This window comes from Acidovorax sp. LjRoot129, from assembly GCF_964253765.1.
Classification (GTDB): Bacteria; Pseudomonadota; Gammaproteobacteria; order Burkholderiales; family Burkholderiaceae_C; genus Acidovorax.
Genome location: NZ_CAXUSE020000001.1, coordinates 4,137,926 through 4,156,986 on the forward strand (window position 1 = coordinate 4,137,926; position 19,061 = coordinate 4,156,986).

The 19,061-nt window shown below is 65.0% G+C and carries 21 protein-coding genes; 7 read left to right on the forward strand and 14 right to left on the reverse strand.

Annotated features, from left to right (window positions below; translation table 11 throughout):
* Window positions 1-84 precede the first annotated feature (84 nt).
* Window positions 85-1,218 (reverse strand): quinolinate synthase NadA, encoded by a 1,134-nt coding sequence (gene nadA / locus ACSQ3Q_RS18955; protein WP_436135881.1) that lies wholly within the window; start codon window positions 1,216-1,218, stop codon window positions 85-87.
* Window positions 1,215-2,084, reverse strand: a complete 870-nt coding sequence (nadC, locus tag ACSQ3Q_RS18960; RefSeq protein ID WP_436135882.1) for a carboxylating nicotinate-nucleotide diphosphorylase — start codon at window positions 2,082-2,084, stop codon at window positions 1,215-1,217. The genes nadA and nadC overlap by 4 nt, the downstream gene beginning before the upstream one ends.
* Before the next feature lie 299 nt (window positions 2,085-2,383).
* Here nadC and panB point away from each other — a divergent pair, with 299 nt between their 5' ends.
* Together panB and panC are read left to right on the forward strand one after the other, a co-directional pair.
* Entirely contained in the window at window positions 2,384-3,265 is an 882-nt protein-coding gene (gene panB / locus ACSQ3Q_RS18965) for a 3-methyl-2-oxobutanoate hydroxymethyltransferase (protein ID WP_436135883.1), read from the forward strand.
* Between the two features lie 66 nt (window positions 3,266-3,331).
* The gene (panC, locus tag ACSQ3Q_RS18970; RefSeq protein WP_436135884.1) at window positions 3,332-4,177 is read left to right on the forward strand and encodes a pantoate--beta-alanine ligase; all 846 of its coding nucleotides are present in this window, start codon (window positions 3,332-3,334) and stop codon (window positions 4,175-4,177) included.
* Window positions 4,178-4,232: 55 nt separating this feature from the next.
* On the opposite strand, the gene ACSQ3Q_RS18975 is transcribed toward panC, so the two are convergent.
* The 6 genes from ACSQ3Q_RS18975 to ACSQ3Q_RS19000 all read right to left on the reverse strand — a co-directional run bounded on the left by ACSQ3Q_RS18975 (window position 4,233) and on the right by ACSQ3Q_RS19000 (window position 9,264).
* Complete coding sequence (locus ACSQ3Q_RS18975) at window positions 4,233-4,988, reverse strand: alpha/beta fold hydrolase (RefSeq protein ID WP_436135885.1); 756 nt, start codon at window positions 4,986-4,988, stop codon at window positions 4,233-4,235.
* 41 nt (window positions 4,989-5,029) lie between these two features.
* On the reverse strand, window positions 5,030-6,145 hold the full coding sequence (locus tag ACSQ3Q_RS18980; RefSeq protein ID WP_436135886.1) for a zinc-binding metallopeptidase family protein: 1,116 nt from the start codon (window positions 6,143-6,145) through the stop codon (window positions 5,030-5,032).
* Between the two features lie 174 nt (window positions 6,146-6,319).
* Window positions 6,320-6,637 (reverse strand): BON domain-containing protein, encoded by a 318-nt coding sequence (locus ACSQ3Q_RS18985; RefSeq protein ID WP_436135887.1) that lies wholly within the window; start codon window positions 6,635-6,637, stop codon window positions 6,320-6,322.
* Window positions 6,638-6,795: 158 nt separating this feature from the next.
* Window positions 6,796-7,200, reverse strand: a complete 405-nt coding sequence (locus tag ACSQ3Q_RS18990; protein ID WP_436135888.1) for a hypothetical protein — start codon at window positions 7,198-7,200, stop codon at window positions 6,796-6,798.
* Window positions 7,201-7,257: 57 nt separating this feature from the next.
* Window positions 7,258-7,422 (reverse strand): DUF1328 domain-containing protein, encoded by a 165-nt coding sequence (locus ACSQ3Q_RS18995; RefSeq protein WP_142143873.1) that lies wholly within the window; start codon window positions 7,420-7,422, stop codon window positions 7,258-7,260.
* 438 nt (window positions 7,423-7,860) lie between these two features.
* On the reverse strand, window positions 7,861-9,264 hold the full coding sequence (locus ACSQ3Q_RS19000; protein WP_436135889.1) for a sensor histidine kinase: 1,404 nt from the start codon (window positions 9,262-9,264) through the stop codon (window positions 7,861-7,863).
* A gap of 124 nt (window positions 9,265-9,388) precedes the next feature.
* On the opposite strand from ACSQ3Q_RS19000, the gene ACSQ3Q_RS19005 reads away from it, so the two are divergent.
* On the forward strand, window positions 9,389-10,021 hold the full coding sequence (locus ACSQ3Q_RS19005) for a response regulator (protein ID WP_008903433.1): 633 nt from the start codon (window positions 9,389-9,391) through the stop codon (window positions 10,019-10,021).
* Between the two features lie 113 nt (window positions 10,022-10,134).
* Here the strand turns inward: ACSQ3Q_RS19005 and ACSQ3Q_RS19010 are convergent, their stop codons facing one another.
* The 4 genes from ACSQ3Q_RS19010 to gpmA all read right to left on the reverse strand — a co-directional run bounded on the left by ACSQ3Q_RS19010 (window position 10,135) and on the right by gpmA (window position 13,840).
* On the reverse strand, window positions 10,135-10,560 hold the full coding sequence (locus tag ACSQ3Q_RS19010; protein ID WP_436135890.1) for a response regulator: 426 nt from the start codon (window positions 10,558-10,560) through the stop codon (window positions 10,135-10,137).
* A 115-nt stretch (window positions 10,561-10,675) separates the two neighbouring features.
* The gene (locus ACSQ3Q_RS19015) at window positions 10,676-11,425 is read right to left on the reverse strand and encodes a HesA/MoeB/ThiF family protein (protein ID WP_436135891.1); all 750 of its coding nucleotides are present in this window, start codon (window positions 11,423-11,425) and stop codon (window positions 10,676-10,678) included.
* A 111-nt stretch (window positions 11,426-11,536) separates the two neighbouring features.
* Window positions 11,537-12,973, reverse strand: a complete 1,437-nt coding sequence (locus tag ACSQ3Q_RS19020; protein WP_436135892.1) for a S41 family peptidase — start codon at window positions 12,971-12,973, stop codon at window positions 11,537-11,539.
* A 123-nt stretch (window positions 12,974-13,096) separates the two neighbouring features.
* Window positions 13,097-13,840: a 2,3-diphosphoglycerate-dependent phosphoglycerate mutase gene (gene gpmA / locus ACSQ3Q_RS19025; protein ID WP_436135893.1), complete on the reverse strand. Its 744-nt coding sequence runs from the start codon at window positions 13,838-13,840 to the stop codon at window positions 13,097-13,099.
* Between the two features lie 87 nt (window positions 13,841-13,927).
* On the opposite strand from gpmA, the gene ACSQ3Q_RS19030 reads away from it, so the two are divergent.
* From ACSQ3Q_RS19030 to ACSQ3Q_RS19045, 4 genes are all read left to right on the forward strand, one after another.
* On the forward strand, window positions 13,928-14,335 hold the full coding sequence (locus ACSQ3Q_RS19030; protein ID WP_436135894.1) for a rhodanese-like domain-containing protein: 408 nt from the start codon (window positions 13,928-13,930) through the stop codon (window positions 14,333-14,335).
* A gap of 68 nt (window positions 14,336-14,403) precedes the next feature.
* A complete protein-coding gene (gene grxC, locus ACSQ3Q_RS19035; protein WP_436135895.1) occupies window positions 14,404-14,664 on the forward strand; it encodes a glutaredoxin 3 in 261 nt (86 codons plus the stop codon).
* A gap of 272 nt (window positions 14,665-14,936) precedes the next feature.
* Window positions 14,937-15,395: a protein-export chaperone SecB gene (gene secB / locus ACSQ3Q_RS19040; RefSeq protein ID WP_436135896.1), complete on the forward strand. Its 459-nt coding sequence runs from the start codon at window positions 14,937-14,939 to the stop codon at window positions 15,393-15,395.
* Window positions 15,396-15,455: 60 nt separating this feature from the next.
* Window positions 15,456-16,469, forward strand: a complete 1,014-nt coding sequence (locus ACSQ3Q_RS19045) for an NAD(P)H-dependent glycerol-3-phosphate dehydrogenase (protein WP_436135897.1) — start codon at window positions 15,456-15,458, stop codon at window positions 16,467-16,469.
* Window positions 16,470-16,627: 158 nt separating this feature from the next.
* On the opposite strand, the gene ACSQ3Q_RS19050 is transcribed toward ACSQ3Q_RS19045, so the two are convergent.
* Both ACSQ3Q_RS19050 and lysA read right to left on the reverse strand, forming a co-directional pair.
* Window positions 16,628-17,317, reverse strand: a complete 690-nt coding sequence (locus tag ACSQ3Q_RS19050) for an N-acyl amino acid synthase FeeM domain-containing protein (protein WP_436135898.1) — start codon at window positions 17,315-17,317, stop codon at window positions 16,628-16,630.
* Between the two features lie 463 nt (window positions 17,318-17,780).
* A complete protein-coding gene (lysA, locus tag ACSQ3Q_RS19055; protein WP_436135899.1) occupies window positions 17,781-19,031 on the reverse strand; it encodes a diaminopimelate decarboxylase in 1,251 nt (416 codons plus the stop codon).
* Window positions 19,032-19,061: the final 30 nt, after the last annotated feature.

Consider the following 19,061-nt stretch of genomic DNA (forward strand, 5'->3'; position numbering starts at 1 on the left):
GTTCTGGCTAGGCGCTGCATCGCAGGCAGTACGAGTAGTACAACAAGATGCAGCAACGACGCCAGAAGAGTTTTGTTAGCCGCTCTATACGGCGCCCAGGTGCGGCACCAGCGCCGACGTGGGCTGCCCGTTCTTCAGCGCCGCGGTAAACGCCAGCATGCGATCGATGGGCTGGCGCGCGCGCGGGATCAGGGCAGCGTCCACGTGGATGGCGTTGGCGCCGGTCTCCAGCACACGTGCCACGTCGGCCAGGCCATTCATCGCCATCCAGGGGCAATGCGCGCAGCTCTTGCAGGTGGCGCTGTTGCCGGCCGTGGGCGCTTCGTAAAACGTCTTGCCGGGGTTGAGCGTGCGCAGCTTGTGCATCATGCCGTTGTCGGTGGCCACGATGAATTCACTGGCGTCCAGCTCGCGCGCGGCCTTGAGGATCGCGCTGGTGGAGCCCACGGCGTCGGCCAGGGCGATCACGTCCGCAGGGCTTTCGGGGTGCACCAGCACCTTGGCGTGCGGGTGCTGCTGTTTGAGCGCTTCAAGCTCAAAGGCCTTGAACTCGTCGTGCACGATGCAGGCGCCGTTCCAGAACACCATGTCGGCGCCCGTTTGCTGCTCGATGTAGGCACCCAGGTGGCGGTCGGGCGCCCACAGGATCTTTTGTCCAGCGGCCTTCAAGGCACTGACGATGTCGAGCGCGCAGCTCGATGTGACGAGCCAGTCCGCCCGCGCCTTCACGGCCGCGCTGGTGTTGGCGTAGACCACCACGGTGCGGTCGGGGTGCGCGTCGCAGAACGCGCTGAACTCCTGCACCGGGCAACCGAGGTCCAGCGAGCAGGTGGCATCCAGATCAGGCATCAGCACCGTCTTTTCGGGGCTCAGAATTTTGGCCGTCTCGCCCATGAAGCGCACGCCGCTGACCACCAGCGTCTGCGCCACATGGTCGCGGCCAAAACGCGCCATCTCGAGCGAGTCGCTCACGATGCCGCCGGTTTCTTCGGCCAGGTCCTGCAGGTCAGGGTGCACGTAATAGTGCGAGACCATGACCGCGTTCTTTTCCTTGAGCAGGCGGCGGATGCGGTCCTTGATCGCGGCGCGCTCCGATTGAGACGGCTCGGGCGGCACGCGCGCCCAGGCGTGTTTGGTGGCGCAGACGGGGCCTTCCTGCGCCTGGAGCGGCTGCTCATACTCGACATCGATGCGGTTCAAGACGGACGTGGTGGTCATGACAGCTCCTGCAGGCGCATAGAGAAATCGGTGGCCTTGACGTCCTTGGTCAGTGTGCCGATGGAGATGCGGTCCACGCCGGTTTCAGCCAACGCGCGCAGGCCGTCGAGCGTGACGCCGCCCGAGATCTCCAGCACCGCACGGCCGGCGTTGATGCGCACGGCCTCGCGCAGTGTGGGCAGGGGCATGTTGTCCAGCAGCACCATCTTGGCACCGGCCTCCAGCGCCTCGTGAAGCTGGTCCAGCGTTTCCACTTCGATCTCGATGAACTTCGCCTGCGCGGCCATCTGACCGGCGGCGCGCAGCACGGCAGTCACACCGCCGGCCGCAGCGATGTGGTTCTCTTTGATGAGCACGGCGTCGTGCAGCCCGATGCGGTGGTTGGTGCCGCCGCCCACGCGCACCGCGTATTTCTGCGCCAGGCGCAGGCCGGGCAGGGTCTTGCGCGTGTCCACGATGTGTGCCCGGGTGCCGGCCACCACGTCCACATACGTGCGGGTCTTGGTGGCCACTGCCGACAGCAGCTGCAAGAAATTAAGCGCCGTGCGCTCGGCCGACAGCAGCGCGCGGGCGTTGCCTTCGAGCTCCAGCACCACCTGGTCCGGCGCGCAGCGCTGGCCTTCGGCCACATGCCAGGTGATCTGCACGCTGGGGTCCAGCGCGCGCAATGCGGCGTCGGCCCAGGGGGCGCCGCAGATCACGGCGGATTCGCGCGCAAGGATGCGGGCGTGGGCGCGGCGGGCGGGGTCGATCAGGCCGGCGGTCAGGTCGCCACCGCCCACGTCTTCGGCCAGCGCGCGGGCCACGTCGGCCTGCGCCAGGGCCGCCACATCGTTGTCGCTGGGCTTAGGGTTCGAAATCGTCATGGGGCGCGAGCATACCGGGAACGCAATAGCCACCGGTGCTGCGGCCGCAGCCCGGCGGCCGTGCGCCAAACCCCTTGGGATGGCCTGCATAACCCTCGCGAGGCGGTGATAGTGCGGATCGGGAGGGGCTGCAAGGCGCCTTTTTGCAGCCAATAGCCCGGCTATTGGCAAGAAAAGCAACGCAGCAGACCGCCCGAGGCCGCGCTGTCACAGACCGCAGGGAGTTATGCAGGCCATTCCTAAGTACACCCATTATTGGTCGCATAGACTCGCGGCAATTTTTTGCCCCTGGGAGCTCCATGACTGCCAACAGCCCTGTCTCTGCCACGCCCTACGGCACGCTGCCGCCGGCATCGCCCCTGCCCCAGCGCCGCCCGGTCAGCCTGCCGCGCCTGGCGCAGATGCGCGACGCGGGTGAGAAGATCACCATGCTGACCGCTTACGACGCGACCTTTGCGGCCGTGGCCGACGCGGCGGGCGTGGAGTGCATCCTGGTGGGCGACTCGCTGGGCATGGTTTGCCAAGGTCTGCCCAGCACAGTGGGGGTGAGCCTGGACACCATGGCCTACCACACGGCCAGCGTGGCGCGTGGGCTGCACCGCGTGCAGGCCACCGCTTGGCTGGTGGCCGACCTGCCCTACGGCACCTATGCCGAAAGCCGCGAGCAGGCCCTGCGCAGCGCCTGCGTGTTGATGCAGGCGGGCGCGCACATGGTCAAGCTCGAAGGCGGGGGCTGGACCGCGGCCACGGTCGAATTCTTGGTGCAGCGCGGTGTGCCCGTGTGTGCCCACCTGGGCCTGACGCCGCAAACGGTGCACGCACTGGGCGGCTACCGCGTGCAGGGCAAGACCGACGACGCGGCCCGCACGCTGCGCAAGGAGGCCCATGAGCTGCAAAACGCGGGCGCCGCCATGCTGGTGCTCGAGATGGTGCCCGCAACCCTGGCCGCCGACATCACGGCCGAGCTGCCGCACTGTCACACCATCGGCATTGGCGCTGGCAACGGCACCGCCGGCCAGGTGCTCGTGCTGCACGACATGCTGGGCGTGAACCTGGGCAAGAACCCAAAGTTCGTGCACAACTTCATGCAGGACGCGGGTAGTGTGCGCGGCGCCATGGAAGCCTATGTGCAGGCGGTGAAGCAGGGGCAGTTTCCGGTCAACGCCGTGCACGCCTGGTAGCGCCCCCGCCGCACCCCACCCGCGCTGCCGTCCTCTCTATTTCTTGCCCAACCCTTCCGACTCCCGATGATCATCGCCCGCTCCATCGCCGACCTGCGCCAGGCCCTGGCCCCGCACCGCCGCCCTGCCTTTGTGCCCACCATGGGCAACCTGCACGAGGGCCATCTGGCGCTGGTGCGGCAGGCCAAGCCCCTGGGCGACGTGACCGTGGCCAGCATTTTTGTAAACCGCCTGCAGTTCTTGCCACATGAGGACTTCGACAGCTACCCGCGCACCTGGGAGGCCGACTGCGCCCAGCTGCAGGCCGCTGGTTGCGACGTGTTGTTTGCACCGCGCGAGAACGACCTGTACCCGGAGCCCCAGGCTTTCAAGGTGCACCCCGACCCGCTGCTTGCCGACATGCTGGAGGGCCACTTTCGGCCCGGCTTTTTTATTGGCGTGAGCACGGTGGTGATGAAGCTCTTTGCCTGCGTGCTGGGCCAGACCGGCGGCACGGCGGTGTTTGGCAAGAAGGACTACCAGCAGCTCATGGTGATTCGCCAGATGGTGCGGCAGTTTGCGTTGCCCATCGACATCGTCGCCGGTGAAACCAGCCGCGCCGCGGATGGGCTGGCGCTGAGCTCGCGCAATGGCTATCTGACCCCCGAAGAGCGGCAGGAGGCTGTGGCGCTGTCTGAAGCGCTGCGCCAGCTTGCCCGGCAGTGGGCAGGGTCGGCGCCCGGTGAGCGCGCTGCGCCGGAACTGCAGGCCGTGGAAGCCCTGCGCGCACGCGGCTGGCAACCTGATTACCTGACCGTGCGCCGCCGCGACAACCTGCAGCCGCCTGAGGTGCAAGACGGGCCTGGGACCCTGGTGGCGCTGGGCGCGGCCCGCCTTGGCAGCACGCGGCTCATCGACAATCTGGAGTTCTGAACACTACAAATTTGATAGCACAAAGTGCTTATGGATAAAGCGCTGGAGCCTGTTTTTATTCAGATTTTGGTGCCCAACCGCCCTGCGCCAGCCACCGCAGCAGCAGTTGGTTGACCGCCTCGGGCTGCTCCATGGTGAGCATGTGGCCGCAGTCGTCCAGCACGGTGTAGCTGGCACCCGGAATCAGCGCGGCGATCTCTGCCGAGCACTCGGGCGGCGTGAGCTGGTCGGCGGCTCCACACACCACGAGGGTGGGACACGCCACCTGCGGCAGGTGCACACGCGCATCGGGGCGGTGGATCACCGCGCGGTTCTGGCGCACCAGCTGCTCGGCGCCAGCGCCCAGCACGAAGTCCAGGTAGGCCTGCACCAGCGCAGGCCGCGCCGCATTGGCGGGGTGGAACGCAAAGGCCACGTTCGGCTCGATCACCTCGCGCAGCTTGCCTTGCTTGAAAAGCTCCATCGCCGCCTCGCGCAGCGCGCGCATGTCCGGCGTCTCTGGCCGGGCGGTGGTGCCGAGCAGCGCAAGGCCCGCTACGCGCTCGGGTGCCTGGCGCGCGGCTTCCATCGCAATCATCCCGCCCATGGACGCGCCGCACAGCAGCAACGGCCCCGCATATTCGGCCAAGACCAGCGCCGCCATGTCTTCAATGCGCAGTGCGCCGGGCCGCGCCTGCGCGGTGGCCACCACGGGCTGCAGCGCAGCAGGCATGGCCGGCAACTGGGCCTGCCACATGGTGGCATCGGCGGCCAGGCCGGGGATCAGCACGAGCTGGGGAACGGTGGGTGTGTGGGAAGGGGTCGTCGTCATGTTGGCGGCAACAGCTGCAAAACAACGGGCGCGCGGGCCGCTCAGGCTTCGGCGATCGGCACGGCCTGCGCCTGGCCCTGTGGCGCCTGGTCCTGCACCAGCTCGTGCACAAAGCGCAGCTTGACCATGGCACCGGGCGAGAGCGCGAACGGGTACGCGTCGTCCTGGCCCAGGCTGCGGTTCAGGCTGTTGAGCATCAGGGTCAGTGGCACCCACTGGCGGACCATCTCCAAAAAGCCCGGCCGCGGGTCGGCAAAGGGGTCGGTGACATGGTGGCGAACGGCGCCCTCGGGATCGGGCACCGTCACGCTGGCCTGGTAGCTGGCAGCGGTTTCGAGCAGGTCGACCAGATGCAGATAGTGCGCCCAGGTTTCGGCCCAGTCTTCCCACGGGTGGGCGGCGGCATAGGCGCTCACGTGGCGCTCGGACCAGTCGCCCAGCTCCGAGCCGCGGGCGTAGTGGGCGTCGAGTGCGGCCGAGTAGTCCTGGCTCTCGTCGCCAAACACCTGGCGAAACGCATCGGTGCGGCCGCCGTCGCGCACCAGCTTGTCCCAGTAGAAATGGCCGGACTCGTGCCGCAGGTGGCCAATCAGCGTGCGGTAGGGCTCGCCCAGGGCAATGCGCCGCCGCGCGCGCTCATCGTCGTCCGCCTCGGCAATGTTGAGGGTGATGGTGCCGCCCACGTGCCCGGTCAGGATGGTCGGGCCACCCGGCAGGTCCGCCAGAAATTCAAAGAAAGGCCCGCTGCGGCCGTGCACCCGCTCCAGGCCCAGCCGCGCGAGGGTGTAGAACAGCTGGCGCTTGGCGGCCTCGATCTGCTTCCAGCGCCGCAGGTTGGCGGATTCCGACAGATCGGGCAGCACGCGGGTCTGGCGGCAAGATGCGCACAGCCCCGCATGGTCATTGGCCGGTATGGCGAAGTTGCAGGCTTGGTAGTAGGTGTGGTTGTGGCACATGCGGTACAGGCGCCCGCTGTACTGCCCGCTGTTGCGCGCGCCCATCCGGCGCCACAGGCCCGGGCCGTCCTGCGGCGCGGGGGCCAGCGCAGCCATGGTGAGATCGTCGGGCAGAAAGGCCAGCGTGCTGCCGCAGTGCAGGCACTGCACGCTGTCAAAAAACACCAGATGACCGCAGTGGTCGCAATTGAATACACGCATGGAGCCGAGCTTATACCCACGTGGCAGGTGAAGCGCAAAGGCAGAGAGCCGTTACACGGCAATTGCACTCACCAGAGCAAAAAAGAAAGGCTCCAGGCGTTGAGTCCTGGAGCCTGCTCTGCGATCTGGCTGGCAGCGGTGCGAGCCACTATCAGCCTGATCTACGCCATGCCATTAAGGGCGCACGACGATGCTGTTGCGCACTTCACGCACGTTCTTGGTGTTGCGTGCAATGGCTTCAGCCTGGTTCTTTTCGTTTTGCGACTTGGCAAAGCCGGACAGCTGCACCGTGCCGTTCAGCGTTTCCACGCTGATGGAGGTGGCAGACACGGACTTGTCTTCGGCCATCTTGGCCTTCACGGCGGTGGTGATGCCGGCGTCGTCCACATAGGAGCCCATGGTCTGTTGTTCGCGGGCAACCGAGCAGCCGGTGGCCGTCACGATGGTGATGCCAGCAACAGCTGCAAAAGCGAGGGCACGTGCGTATTTCATGGTGTTTTCCTTTTTCGAGATGGGTTGGAACGCGGGTGCTGGTAGTTGCAATCTGCCGGTCTGTTGCACCCTCCGCGACCGGCGGACTGTAGGGTTCGGGTTGTTGGTTTTATGGAGGTGGCGAATCGGCCGTGCCAGCATGCCACCGAACCTGGGATTTAGTACGCAGCGTGGTGCGGTTGGCGACGGCGCGAAGCCATCATCAGCAACGCAGCCAGCGCAGCGCCCGATGCTGCTGCAATCACCAGCGACTTGGTAGGCTGCTCGGCCACGTACTTGTTCGTGGCTTCGGCGGCTTCATTGAGCTTTTGGCGGGCCTTGGCGCTGGTCTCGGCGCAGTAGTCGATGCTGCGGGCGGCGAGTTCCTGGGCACGTGCGGCCAGATCGTCAATCACCGGATCTGCCTGGCTGCGCAGGGTGCGAACACCTTCTTCTGCTTTTTCAAGCGAGGCGTTGGCGGCATTGCGAGTGGACTGCACTGCGTCTTGTGCGCTTTGCAGAACGTCGTCAGCAAGGTGGCGTGCGCTGTCGGCAACTTTGTCGGTGGCGGTCTGAATGGTCATTTGGGGGAACTCCTTGAATGAGGGTGTTGCGGTATGCGGGTTGTCCAACGCTTGGCGTCAGCCCTTCCTGAGCAGACCAAGGACAAAGGTGACGATGGCCATGATCACGAAAACAAAGAACAGAATCTTGGCAATGCCCACAGCGCCGGCAGCGATACCGCCAAAGCCGAAGAGGGCAGCGATCAGTGCGATCACCAGAAACACAACTGCGTAATGCAACATTTCCTTCTCCTGTGAGGGGGCCGGCATGCCGGCCGGATGGATGGCCGAAAGAACTTCAGCGCCTGGGGTCACTGTAGTGAGCCTGCCGCTTCGAGGATGCCGGTCCTTGGCGCGCGGCCTTGTCGGCCGTGCAGCGCGCCCCGTGTAGGACGAGGCGCTGCGAAAAACGCTTAGCAACCGCGTGACCGCGCAGCGGTTTTTGGACAGGCGCAATCCAAGCCGAAACTGTTAAAGCGAGTGGGGGATATCCCCGCGGCAGGGAGCCTGCGCGCAGCATGTGAAGTCGATCTAAGCAGCGGCGCGGCTGCGGACCGGAGTGGAACAAGGCGCCTTGCCAAAGCGGGCATTGCTCGCGAGACAAGCAGGGACCACCGCGCCCTATTCTGTGTCGATCCGTCTACCCCTCGCCTGTCCGGGAGCGGATCGAACCGCCAGCGCTCAGCCCGGCAGGGCCGGCGTCTCCGCGGACTCCGAAGCGCTTTTCCCCAACGGCATCACGGCCGAAACCAAAGTGCCGCTGCCGGGGCGCGAGGTGATCGACAAACGCCCGCCGGCGGATTCGACGCGGTGGCGCATTCCCGACAGGCCGTGCGATGTGGGGCGCACCGTGGCGGGGTCAAAACCCAGCCCGTCGTCGCGCACCTGCACCGCCACGTGCGTGGGGTAGCTGTGTATGGACACCAGCACCTTGCTGGCCTTGGCGTACTTGCCGATGTTGGTGAGAGCCTCTTGCACCATGCGGTACACGGTGAGCTGCGAGGCGTCGGGCAGCTCGACGGACTCGAGGCTGGTCTCGACCTCGATGCCGGCGCGTTCGGCGTATTCGCGGGTAAGGATTTCGATGGCGGCCGTAAGCCCCAGATTGGACAGCGACGAGGGCCGCAGGTCCTCGATGATGCGGCGCTTGAGGGCGATCCCGCTGTTAAGCGTTTCGGTCAGGTGCTTGAGCCGCTCGGTCACCTCGGTCAATGAAGGATCGATCTTCGACTTGAGCCGCGCCACGTCCAGCTTCGCCGCCGTGAGCAGCGCGCCCAGCTCATCGTGCAGCTCGCGCGCCAGATGCCCGCGCTCTTCTTCGCGCACCTGCTGCAAGTGGTTTGCCAGCTCGGACAGCGTGGCGGTGCGGTCCCTCACCAGCCCCTCCAGGCGGTCCCGTTCGCGCTCGAGCAGCGCTTGCTCGCGCAGATTGACCACCTGCAGCGCCTGGGCCTGGCGCAGGTACATGTAGAACGCCAACAGCCCGATGACGGTGACGGTCGCGATGCCGATGCGCGACAGCATGAGCGACTGCTCGATCTGCTCCTGGCCCAGCTGCACGTGCTTGTCGCTGCGCGCAATCAGCTCCAGCGCGTGTTTGCGGATCGCCTCCATGTGCTCCTTGCCCACATCGGTGTGCAGGATGAACTTCCAGGCGTCTTCATTGCCCTGGCGGCGCAGGCGCAGGCTCAGTTCCATCTCGGCGAGCTTGCGGGAGATTTGCCGCGACAGCAGCGCAAACTCCTGCATGTCGCTCGGCGCGTCCATGAAAAGCCCGCGCAGCCCGTCCAAATTGGTTTGCACGGTCGCCACGGCCTTGTCATACGGCTCCAGATACGCTTCGTTGCCGGTGAGCAGATAGCCGCGTTGCCCGGTCTCGGCGTCCAGCATGCTTTGCAGCAGCAGATTGACGGCCTTGCGCGTGTTCTGGCCATGCGTCATCTGCTCCACGGCATCCTGGGAACGCATGTGGCCCGTTTCATTGATGCCCACCAAAACCATGGCCGCAAGCAGCGCCATGGGCAGGCTCAGTGCCATCTTGCGGACTTTGGGCAACCAGATCCGGGTGTTTTCTTTAAGACTCATACGCGTTATTCTGGATAATGTCTGATGACCCGAGTGTCACATCGCATTCAGCTGTGACAGGCCGGGGAACCTTTGCAACCAACAACATCAGGAGCGGACTCACCGCCCTGCGAAAGAAAGATCGATGATCAAGATTGGCATTGTGGATGACCACGCGATTGTTCGTTCCGGGCTGCGACAGTTCCTGTCGGAGCATGTGGATCTGCGGGTTGAGGGCGAAGCAGGCAACGGCCGCGAAGCCATCGACCTTGTGCGCAACAAAGAAATCGACGTGTTGCTGATGGACCTGTCGATGCCCGGACAGAGTGGCCTGGACGCCCTGGCCATGCTGCGCGCCAAAGCGCCCGACATGGGCATTTTGATTCTGAGCGGCTACCCCGAAGAGCACTACGCGATCAATCTGATCCGCCAGGGCGCGAGTGGCTACCTGAACAAGGAGTGCGAGCCTTCGGAGATCGTGGAAGCGATCCGCACCATTGCGCTGGGCCGCCGTTACCTCACGCCGGCTGTGGCCGAATTGCTGGCGCAGCAGCTCAATCGCAAGGACGACGCGCCCCCGCATGAGCAACTGTCCGAGCGTGAATTTCAGGTGTTCCTCAAGCTGGCCAAGGGCGAGACGGCGGGCGACATCGCCAAGGCCCTGTCGCTCAGCGTCAAGACCGTAAGCACCTACCGCACGCGTTTGATGGAGAAAATGAGCCTGTCGTCCAACAGCGATCTCACGTACTACGCGCTCAAGAACCGCCTGATCGACTGACATGGATCGATGGCCTCAGTCCGGGGTCATTGGTTCTGCGCTCGCCACGGCCGCAACGGGCTGAGCGCGAAAAAACCCACAAAGAGCCGGACCCGCAGCGACGCTGCGGCGGCTCACGCAGCCTGGCCTGGGGCCGGCAGTGGGGGGTTGTTGGAGTCCAACCCCGATGGATTGCTGTGATGGATGCAGTAGTCCACCAGCGCATCGATTTCATTGGATTTGTCGAACACGGCATCGACACCCAGCTGGGCGCAGCGCATGCGGACGTCGGGTGTCGCGTAGTTGCTGAGGACGACCATTTTCTGGCCGGGTCGGCGGTCGCGGCAGGCGGCCAGTACACCCAGGCCACTGCCTTGGCGCAAAAACAGATCCACGATGGCGAGATCCCACTGTCCGCTATTGCCAAGCAGCCAGGTTTTCCCCTCGTCTTCGGTTTCTGCTACTCCTACCGCCTCCACAGACGCCAACTCTTCCAGAGTACCAATCAGGTTCTCGCGGATGGTCGCGTTGTCTTCAACGATATAGGTGCGGAGTTTCACAAGGATGGGTCCAATCACACGACCGAAGCAAAATGACGCTGGTCGAGCTTAGACTTTAACGGCAGCGGTCGCTCGATTGTGCCAGTGGCTGCGGGCGCGGACCGTAGGAGAAATCCTACCGCGCAACACACACCGGGCACTGGGGTGCGCGCTGAACATGCATGGTGCTCCACTCCATGGAGCGTCCATCCAACATGAGCAATCTGCGGGCCAAGGACAGGCCCACACCCGCCAGCAGCTTGAGCGCCTCGGCCGCCTGCACCGCGCCGACCACACCGACCAACGGCGCGAACACGCCCATCGTCGAACACGCCACTTCTTCAAACGCGGCGTCCGGCGGAAAGATGCAGGCATAACACGGCGCGCTGGCAACGCGCGGGTCCACCACCGTGATCTGGCCGTCGAAGCGGATCACTGCGCCCGCCACCAGGGGCTTGCCATGCCTCACGCAAGCCGCGTTCACAGCGTGGCGCGTGGCGTAGTTGTCGCTGCAATCGAGCACTACCGTGGCATCGCGTACCAAGGTGTCGAGCAGGCTGGCGTCGGCCCGCGCCTGCAGCGCCGTCACCTGCACATCAGGGTTGATGGCAGCCATAGCAGCGGCGGCCGATGCCACCTTGGGTTGGCCCACGCGGGCCGTCGTGTGGGCGATCTGCCGCTGCAGGTTGGTGAGGTCGACCACATCGTCATCCACCAGCGTGATGTGCCCCACGCCCGCCGATGCGAGATAAAGCGCTGCCGGCGAACCGAGACCTCCGGCGCCGATGATCACAGCGTGGGACGCCAGCACGCGCTCCTGGCCTTCGATGCCCATCTCATCGAGCAGGATATGGCGGGAGTACCGCAGGAGCTGTTCATCGGTCATGGGGAGTCTCAAGCCAGGGGCAAGTCAAATAACAAAGCACAAAACAACCAACACAAAAGGAAAAAGCCGGATCCCGCTGGAATCCGGCTTTGGCAGATCGAGCGCGCGGGCTCAATTCTCTTTCTTTTCTTCCTTGCGTTCGGTCAGCGTCTTGCTGACTAGCACCGACCGGCCCTTGAGCTGATTGAGCGCCTGCACCAGCTGGAAGTCCTTGTCGGTTCCGAACTCGGGCGGCTTGCGGTCGGCAGCGGGCTTCTTGGCCTCGTCTTCCATGCGCTTGCGTGCGTCCTCGCGAGCCTTTTCACGGGCCTCATCCTTCTTTTCCTCGCCTTGGCCGCTGCCCAGGTGCTTGTCCAGGTCGGCCTCGCGCATGCGCAGGGCGGCAAAGATGTTGCCCTCTTCCGACTCGTCAATCATGACGTCGGGCACGATGCCCTTGGCCTGGATGGACTTGCCGCTCGGGGTGTAGTAGCGCGCGGTCGTGAGCTTGATGCCGGTGTCTGGGCCCAGGGGGCGCACGGTTTGCACCGATCCCTTGCCGAAGGTCTGGCTACCCATGATGGTGGCACGCTTGTGGTCTTGCAGCGCACCCGCGACGATCTCGCTGGCAGAGGCAGAGCCTTCATTGACCAACACAACCAGCGGCACCGACTTGAGCGAGGCCGGCAGGCGTCGCAGTGGGTCACCGCCACCGCGGCGCTGATAGAAATCGGGCGAGGCTTTGTACGTGGCCTTGCTGTCTGGCAACTGGCCGTTGGTGGTGACCACGGTCACGTTCGCGGGCAAGAACGCAGCTGACACCGCAACGGCTGCATCAAGCAGACCACCGGGGTCATTGCGCAGATCGAGCACCAAGCCTTTGAGGTTGGGGTCCTGCTTGTAGACCTCTTCCACCTTGCGCACAAAGTCGTCCACAGTGCGTTCCTGGAACTGCGACAGGCGGATCCAGGCGTAGCCGGGCTCGATCACCTTGCCCTTGACGGACTGGGTCTTGATCTCTTCGCGCGTGATGGTCACGGGGAACGAGCGGTTCTCGTCCTTGCGGAAGATGGTGAGCGTGACCTTGGTGTTGGGCTCGCCGCGCATGCGCTTGACGGCATCGTTGAGCGACAGGCCCTTGACCGCGGTTTCGTCGATCTTGGTGATCAGGTCGTTGGTCTTGAGGCCAGCGCGAAACGCGGGGGAACCTTCGATGGGGGACACCACCTTGATCAGCCCGTCTTCCTGGGTGATCTCGATGCCCACGCCCACAAAGCGGCCCGAGGTGCCCTCGCGGAATTCCTTGAAGGACTTCTTGTCGAAATACTGGGAATGTGGGTCGAGGCTCGACACCATGCCGGAGATGGCGTCGGTGATGAGCTTCTTGTCATCCACCGGTTCGACGTAATCGGTCTTCACGAGGCCGAACACCGCCGAGAGCTGCTGGATTTCTTCCAGCGGCAGCGGGGTCATCGCCCCGCGCGCCACGGTCTGTAGCGATACGGTGGTGAGCGCCCCCGCCACGACCCCTACCGACACCCATCCCGCAATTTTGAGTTTCTGGCCCATACAACAACCTTTTCCCGCTTCGAAATCAATATACACCTTGGAAGGGCCAAACCCGCTGCGGTTCCGCACGGGCTCTCGTTTTGGCAGCGGAATATGGCGGGTTTCCCCGTCTTTACTCTGGCTTTACGCCTTGCCCTGGGATGCCACGGCCGCTGCAGCCTTGGCAGCAGCCTCGGCGTCGCCAAGATAGTAGTGGCGGATCGGCTTGAGGTCGGCATCAAGTTCGTATACCAGTGGAATCCCGTTGGGAATGTTCAGGCCCACGATTTCCGAGTCGGAGATGCCGTCCAGGTACTTCACCAGCGCGCGGATGGAGTTGCCGTGGGCCGCCACCACCACACGCCTGCCCGACCGGATAGCCGGGGCCATGGCATCGTTCCAGAATGGCAGCACGCGCTCCACGGTGTCCTTGAGGCATTCCGTCAGCGGCACGTTGCCTTCGGCCAACCCGGCATAGCGACGGTCGCTGCGCTCGCTGCGGACGTCGGTGGCTTCCAGGGCTGGCGGGGGCGTGTCGTAGCTGCGGCGCCAGACCAGCACCTGCTCGTCGCCGTACTGCTTGGCCATATCAGCCTTGTTCAAGCCCTGCAGTGCGCCGTAATGGCGCTCGTTCAGGCGCCAGTCCTTGACCACCGGCAACCAGGTGGAGTCCATCTCATCCAGCGTCAACCACAGGGTGCGGATGGCGCGCTTGAGAACGCTGGTGAAGGCCAGGTCGAACTCATAGCCCTCGGCCTTGAGCAGCTTGCCGGCGGTCATCGCCTGAGACACGCCGGTGGGCGTCAGGTCGACGTCGGTCCAGCCGGTGAAGCGGTTTTCAAGGTTCCAGGTGGATTCGCCGTGGCGGATCAGGACGAGTTTGTGCATGGTTTCCCTAGGAGAGGCGGGTCAAAGAAATTTGGCCAAAAGCCGAGCATTCTAAAATTACGCCGTTCGCCAACCCAAGGAATCTTTGTGAAATTCATTATCGACAACTGGTATCTGATCTTTGTTGCACTGGCTTCGGGCGGCATGCTGCTGTGGCCGGTCCTCAAGAATGCCAGTGGCGGCTCGCTGACCCCAGCGCGGGCCGTGCAGCTCATCAACCGTGAAAAAGCCGTGGTCATCGACGTGTGCGAGACCGAGGAATTTGCCATTGGCCATGTCGGCGGCGCCAAGAACGTGCCGCTCGGCCAGCTGGAGGAACGCCTGCCTACCGTGGTCAAGAACAAGGCCTTGCCCCTGGTGCTGGTCTGCGCGACGGGCGCCCGCGCCAACCGGGCGCTGGCCATTGCCAAAAAGCTCGGCTACGACAACGCCCAGGCCATGGCCGGCGGTTTGAAGGCCTGGCGTGAAGCCAGCCTGCCCGTAGAAAAAGCCTGACTGTAGAAAAACCTTCAACCACCCCCAACTGATACCTTCAGCCAGGAAGAGAAGAAAGGATTTCCGCCATGCAACCCGTGAAGATGTACACCACCGCCGTCTGCCCCTATTGCATCCGTGCCAAGCAGATCCTCAAATCCAAGGGCGTGGAGCAGATCGAGGAGATCCGCATCGACACCGACCCGGCTGCGCGCGCGCAGATGATGGAGACCACCGGCCGCCGCACGGTGCCGCAGATCTACATCGGCGACACCCACGTGGGCGGCCACGATGATCTGGTGGCGCTGGACAGCCGCGGTGGGCTCATGCCCCTGCTGGGCGGCGCCTGATCCTTATGGGAGCCTCTGCGCGAATCCCTGCGCCATGGGCATCTGTGGCCTCGGGCGGTCTGCGGTATTGCAACTGCTCGCAATAGCACTGCTATTGCTGCGCTTTGCGCCGTGCAGCCCCTCCCGATCCCACGGCGCCCACTTGCCGCGTGGTGCGTGCAGAGGCTCCCTTGGGGCGCTGCATAATGCAGCCCCATGTGCCCGCTGCGGGAGTTTTCCGTCAGCGGGTTTTGTTTTTCCTAGAAATTTCGTAAGAGCAAAGAGACTTCACCATGGCCGACCAAGAAACCCCCGTATTCCAGATCCAGCGCGTCTACCTCAAGGACCTGTCGCTCGAGCAGCCCAACTCCCCCGGCATCCTGCTCGAGCAAGAGCAGCCCAATGTGGACATCCAGCTCGGTGTGGAAGCCACGCCGGTCGCTGAAGGCATCTACGAAGTGGCCGTGACCGCCACGGTGCAGACGAAGATCAAGGACAAGACCGTGTTCCTGGTCGAAGCCAAGCAAGCCGGCATCTTCGAGATCCGCAACATTCCGGAAGACCAGATGGGCCCCATTATGGGCATCGCCTGCCCACAGATCGTGTACCCCTACCTGCGCGGCAACGTGGCAGACCTGATCAACCGCGCAGGCTTCCCGCCCGTGCACCTGGCCGAAATCAACTTCCAGGGCATGTACGAGCAGCAGCAAGCCCAGGCCGCCGGCCAGCCTTCGCCGATCATTACGCAATAAGTCGCACAGCGTTTGGGGCCAAATTGGCCTCTAGCGCTTGATACATAAGCGCAAACAGCTATGAAAATCATAGTTCTTGGCGCGGGCGCCTGGGGGACTGCGGTCGCCATGAGTGCGGCCCAGCACCCCGCCGGGCACACGGTGACGCTGTGGGCGCGCGACGCGGCCCAGGCGCAGCACCTGCGCACGCAGGGGCAAAACGCGCGCTACCTGCCCGGCATCGCCCTCCCTCGCTCACTCTCGATTGCAGACGGCGACTTTGCTGCGCTGCTGCCGGGTGCCGACCTGGTCATCGTGGCCACGCCCATGGCGGCCCTGCGCGGGATGCTGCAGGCGCTTGCCGGCTGCGCCGCGCCCGTGGCGTGGCTGTGCAAGGGTTTCGAGGCTGTGGCCCCCGGTGCCGATTCAGCATCGTTTGGGCTGCTAGCGCACGAAGTACAAGCACTGGTAGCTCCTGATTTGATAGCAGGCGTGTTCAGCGGCCCGAGCTTTGCGCAAGAAGTGGCGCTGGGCCAGCCCACGGCCCTGGTCGCCGCAAGCCACCACGCTGCCGTGCGCGAATCGCTGGTAGCGGCCTTCCACAGCCCCAGCGTGCGCGTGTATGCCAACGAGGACATCGTGGGGGTGGAGGTGGGCGGCGCGGTGAAGAACGTGCTGGCCATTGCCACGGGCCTGTGCGATGGGCTGGCGCTCGGGCTCAACGCCCGCGCCGCGCTCATCACCCGCGGCCTGGCCGAAATGACGCGCCTGGGCCTGGCGCTGGGCGCGCGGCCCGATACCTTCATGGGCTTGTCGGGCCTGGGCGACCTGGTGCTGACCGCCACGGGCGACCTGTCGCGCAACCGGCGCGTGGGCATGCTGATGGCGCAGGGCCAGACCCTGGCGCAGGCCGTGGAATCACTGGGCCATGTGGCCGAGGGCGTGTACAGCGCGCGCACCGTGGTGCAGCGCGCGCATGCCCTGGGCGTGGACATGCCGATTGCCGAGGCGGCCGTGGCGCTGCTGGATGGCCGTTTGAAGCCCGCCGAGGCCGTGGCGCAGCTCATGGGGCGCGGGCCCCGGGGCGAGATCTAGCCTGAGGGGCTACGCCCGGGCTGCATCGCTGGTGCTAATGGCCCGCCAGTGCCCGCCGTCACCCCGGTGCGGCGAGCGCCGTTCGCTGCATGCACGCCGCCGGGCTCCCCCCACCACATATCAATCAACCAAGAGTGCATCGCGCATGCACTGCGCACTCACCCGCCGACCGACAACCGCCGCATCAGCCCCTCTTCATCGTCCGGATGAAAAAAGTAGGGATAAAAGCTGCGCTCTTCGCTCGACAGCCGGGGCTGGCCGCCAAATTTTTCGATCAGCCCGCGCCCTTTTTCTGCAGAGATGTGCAGCAGCACGGCCGGCGCGCCGACCCGGCCGCACATGCGCTCGGGCCCCAGCACATCAAAGCGCAGCATGCGCCGGTAGAACGGCGCGTGGCGGGGGTTTACCTCGATGACGAGGTCGGTGGCGCGGCGGGCCCGGAAAGCCGCGATCCAGGCGATGTGAAAGATGGCCCCCAGCACCTGCTTGGAGCGCACGCCTGGGTCCATGGCGAGCTTGCCCATCTCGCAGATCCGCGCCCCGCGTTCTCGCAGCTCGCTGATGTATTCAGGGTAATGCTCTTCGGCAGCCAGGTAGCCATCGTCCATGCGGATCGAAATCGTTCCCTGCGCCTGACCGTCAATCTGCACCACCAGGCTGCTCTGGTCGCTGTCGTGCGAGAGCGTGGCCTGCATGTGGTAGCCCCGGCTGGCGTACATGCGGGCCAGCAGGCCCTGGCCCTTGCGCGACAGGCGGATCTTGCAGGTCTTGGTTTCGACGGCGCCAAAGCGGCTTAAATACTCGCCCGGGTAGTCAAGTTCGACAATGGTCTGTCCCTCAGCGTGCATGGCAGTCTCCGTTGGGTCACTGCCAACCGGTTGCCGGCTGGGCAGTGGGACGCAGCTTAGCGGCAACCGGTGCCGCTTGCCCGGCAAGGGCGCGGCTGGTAAGACCAACGGCGGACGCCGCCTTGCCAACGGCGCTTTGACGCCCACTCCACCGTGTCGCGCTCGCCACGCAAAAAAATGCCGCGTGGCGCCCCTGAAGGCACCACGCGGCATTTTTTGTTCCCTTGGAGGGGGTGTCTCTGCGTTCAGAACACGCCGAACAGCATGAGCAACAGAACAACAGAAAGTGGTACGCCGAGCAACCAAGCAATGATGGGCATCTTGAACTCCTTGAAGGGGTGAAGTGGGTAGGTGTCGCTACCTTATCGCCCCCCTTTTGGCCGCGCTGTGCGCCAGTGCTGCACATGCGCGTAGTCCCGTGCCTACCGGGTGTCGGCCCCGTGCCCGCGCGATGTGGGGGTGCTTACAGCCCCACCTCAAGCGCCAGCAGTTCGTCCACCGTCTGGCGGCGGCGGATCACGCGGGCCTGGCCACCATCGACCAGCACCTCGGCAATCAAGGGGCGGGTGTTGTAGTTGGAGGACATGCTCGCGCCGTACGCGCCCGTGTCGTGGATCACCAGCAGGTCACCCACCTGCGCGGCGGGCAGGTCGCGCGGCAGCACCACGCCGCCGTCGCCCTGGGTGAACACGTCGCCCGATTCACACAGCGGGCCGGCGACCACGGTGGGCTGCTGCGCAGCGCCGTCCGCCGTGCCATCACGGCGCAGCAGTTCCATGGCGTGGTAGCTGCCGTACATCGATGGGCGCATGAGTTCGTTGAAGCCCGTGTCGACCAGCACAAAGTGGTTGTTGCCCGCGTTCTTGGTGGCGCGCACCTCGCCCAGCAGCACGCCGGATTCGGCCACCAGGTAGCGGCCCGGCTCGATCTCCAGGCCCAGCTTGTGGCCCACCACCGCTTCCGCCTGCTGGCGTGCGGCATCCCACAGGCCGTGGTAATGCTGGGTGTCGACCACCGGATCACCGCTGCGGTAGGGTATGGACAGGCCACCGCCCGCCGAGATGGCGTGCAGATCGTGCCCTGCCGCGTGGGCGGTGCGCACCAGACCCACCATGGCGCCGCAGACTTCGGCCAGGTGGCTGTAGTCCACGCCGGAGCCGATGTGCATGTGCAGGCCCACGAGCTTCAGGCCGTGCTGGGCGATCGCCGCCAGCGCCGCCGGCAGGTCGGTGTGCCAGATGCCGTGTTTGCTGTGCTCGCCGCCGGTGTTGGTCTTGTTGCTGTGGCCGTGGCCAAAGCCGGGGTTGATGCGCAGCCACACGGCATGGCCGGGCGAGCGCTGGCCCAGCTGGTGCAGCATGTCGATGGAGCCCGCGTTGACCGGTACGCGGTGCTCGACCACACAGGCCAGCGTGGCCGCGTCGAAGAGGTCGGCGGTGAAGACGATCTCGGACGACTCTCCACCCGCGGTATAGCCCGCAGCCAGGGCGCGCAGGATCTCGCCGCGCGAGACCGCGTCCACCTTCACGCCCTCTTCGCGCATGAGCTTGAGGATGTGGATGTTGGAGCAGGCCTTCTGCGCAAAACGCACGGTCTCGAAGTTGGACACCTGCGCGATGCGCTGGCGGATGGTGGCGGCGTCATACACCCACAGCGGGGTGCCGAACTGGTCGGCCAGGGACCATAGCTGGGCGGGGGAAAACGGGTTGGACATGGAGAGCTCCGAAGACAGGAATACGCGGAT

Bases quoted from the DNA above. Each gene is read 5' to 3' on its own strand.
- secB (WP_436135896.1), top strand. From the start codon at position 14,937: ATGGCCGACCAAGAAACCCCCGTATTCCAGATCCAGCGCGTCTACCTC.
- ACSQ3Q_RS19000 (WP_436135889.1), bottom strand. From the start codon at position 9,264: ATGAGTCTTAAAGAAAACACCCGGATCTGGTTGCCCAAAGTCCGCAAG.
- panC (WP_436135884.1), top strand. From the start codon at position 3,332: ATGATCATCGCCCGCTCCATCGCCGACCTGCGCCAGGCCCTGGCCCCG.
- gpmA (WP_436135893.1), bottom strand. From the start codon at position 13,840: ATGCACAAACTCGTCCTGATCCGCCACGGCGAATCCACCTGGAACCTT.
- panB (WP_436135883.1), top strand. From the start codon at position 2,384: ATGACTGCCAACAGCCCTGTCTCTGCCACGCCCTACGGCACGCTGCCG.
- ACSQ3Q_RS18995 (WP_142143873.1), bottom strand. From the start codon at position 7,422: ATGTTGCATTACGCAGTTGTGTTTCTGGTGATCGCACTGATCGCTGCC.
- nadA (WP_436135881.1), bottom strand. From the start codon at position 1,218: ATGACCACCACGTCCGTCTTGAACCGCATCGATGTCGAGTATGAGCAG.
- ACSQ3Q_RS19020 (WP_436135892.1), bottom strand. From the start codon at position 12,973: ATGGGCCAGAAACTCAAAATTGCGGGATGGGTGTCGGTAGGGGTCGTG.
- ACSQ3Q_RS19045 (WP_436135897.1), top strand. From the start codon at position 15,456: ATGAAAATCATAGTTCTTGGCGCGGGCGCCTGGGGGACTGCGGTCGCC.
- ACSQ3Q_RS19005 (WP_008903433.1), top strand. From the start codon at position 9,389: ATGATCAAGATTGGCATTGTGGATGACCACGCGATTGTTCGTTCCGGG.
- lysA (WP_436135899.1), bottom strand. From the start codon at position 19,031: ATGTCCAACCCGTTTTCCCCCGCCCAGCTATGGTCCCTGGCCGACCAG.
- ACSQ3Q_RS18980 (WP_436135886.1), bottom strand. From the start codon at position 6,145: ATGCGTGTATTCAATTGCGACCACTGCGGTCATCTGGTGTTTTTTGAC.
- ACSQ3Q_RS18985 (WP_436135887.1), bottom strand. From the start codon at position 6,637: ATGAAATACGCACGTGCCCTCGCTTTTGCAGCTGTTGCTGGCATCACC.
- ACSQ3Q_RS19050 (WP_436135898.1), bottom strand. From the start codon at position 17,317: ATGCACGCTGAGGGACAGACCATTGTCGAACTTGACTACCCGGGCGAG.
- ACSQ3Q_RS18975 (WP_436135885.1), bottom strand. From the start codon at position 4,988: ATGACGACGACCCCTTCCCACACACCCACCGTTCCCCAGCTCGTGCTG.
- nadC (WP_436135882.1), bottom strand. From the start codon at position 2,084: ATGACGATTTCGAACCCTAAGCCCAGCGACAACGATGTGGCGGCCCTG.
- ACSQ3Q_RS18990 (WP_436135888.1), bottom strand. From the start codon at position 7,200: ATGACCATTCAGACCGCCACCGACAAAGTTGCCGACAGCGCACGCCAC.
- ACSQ3Q_RS19015 (WP_436135891.1), bottom strand. From the start codon at position 11,425: ATGACCGATGAACAGCTCCTGCGGTACTCCCGCCATATCCTGCTCGAT.
- grxC (WP_436135895.1), top strand. From the start codon at position 14,404: ATGCAACCCGTGAAGATGTACACCACCGCCGTCTGCCCCTATTGCATC.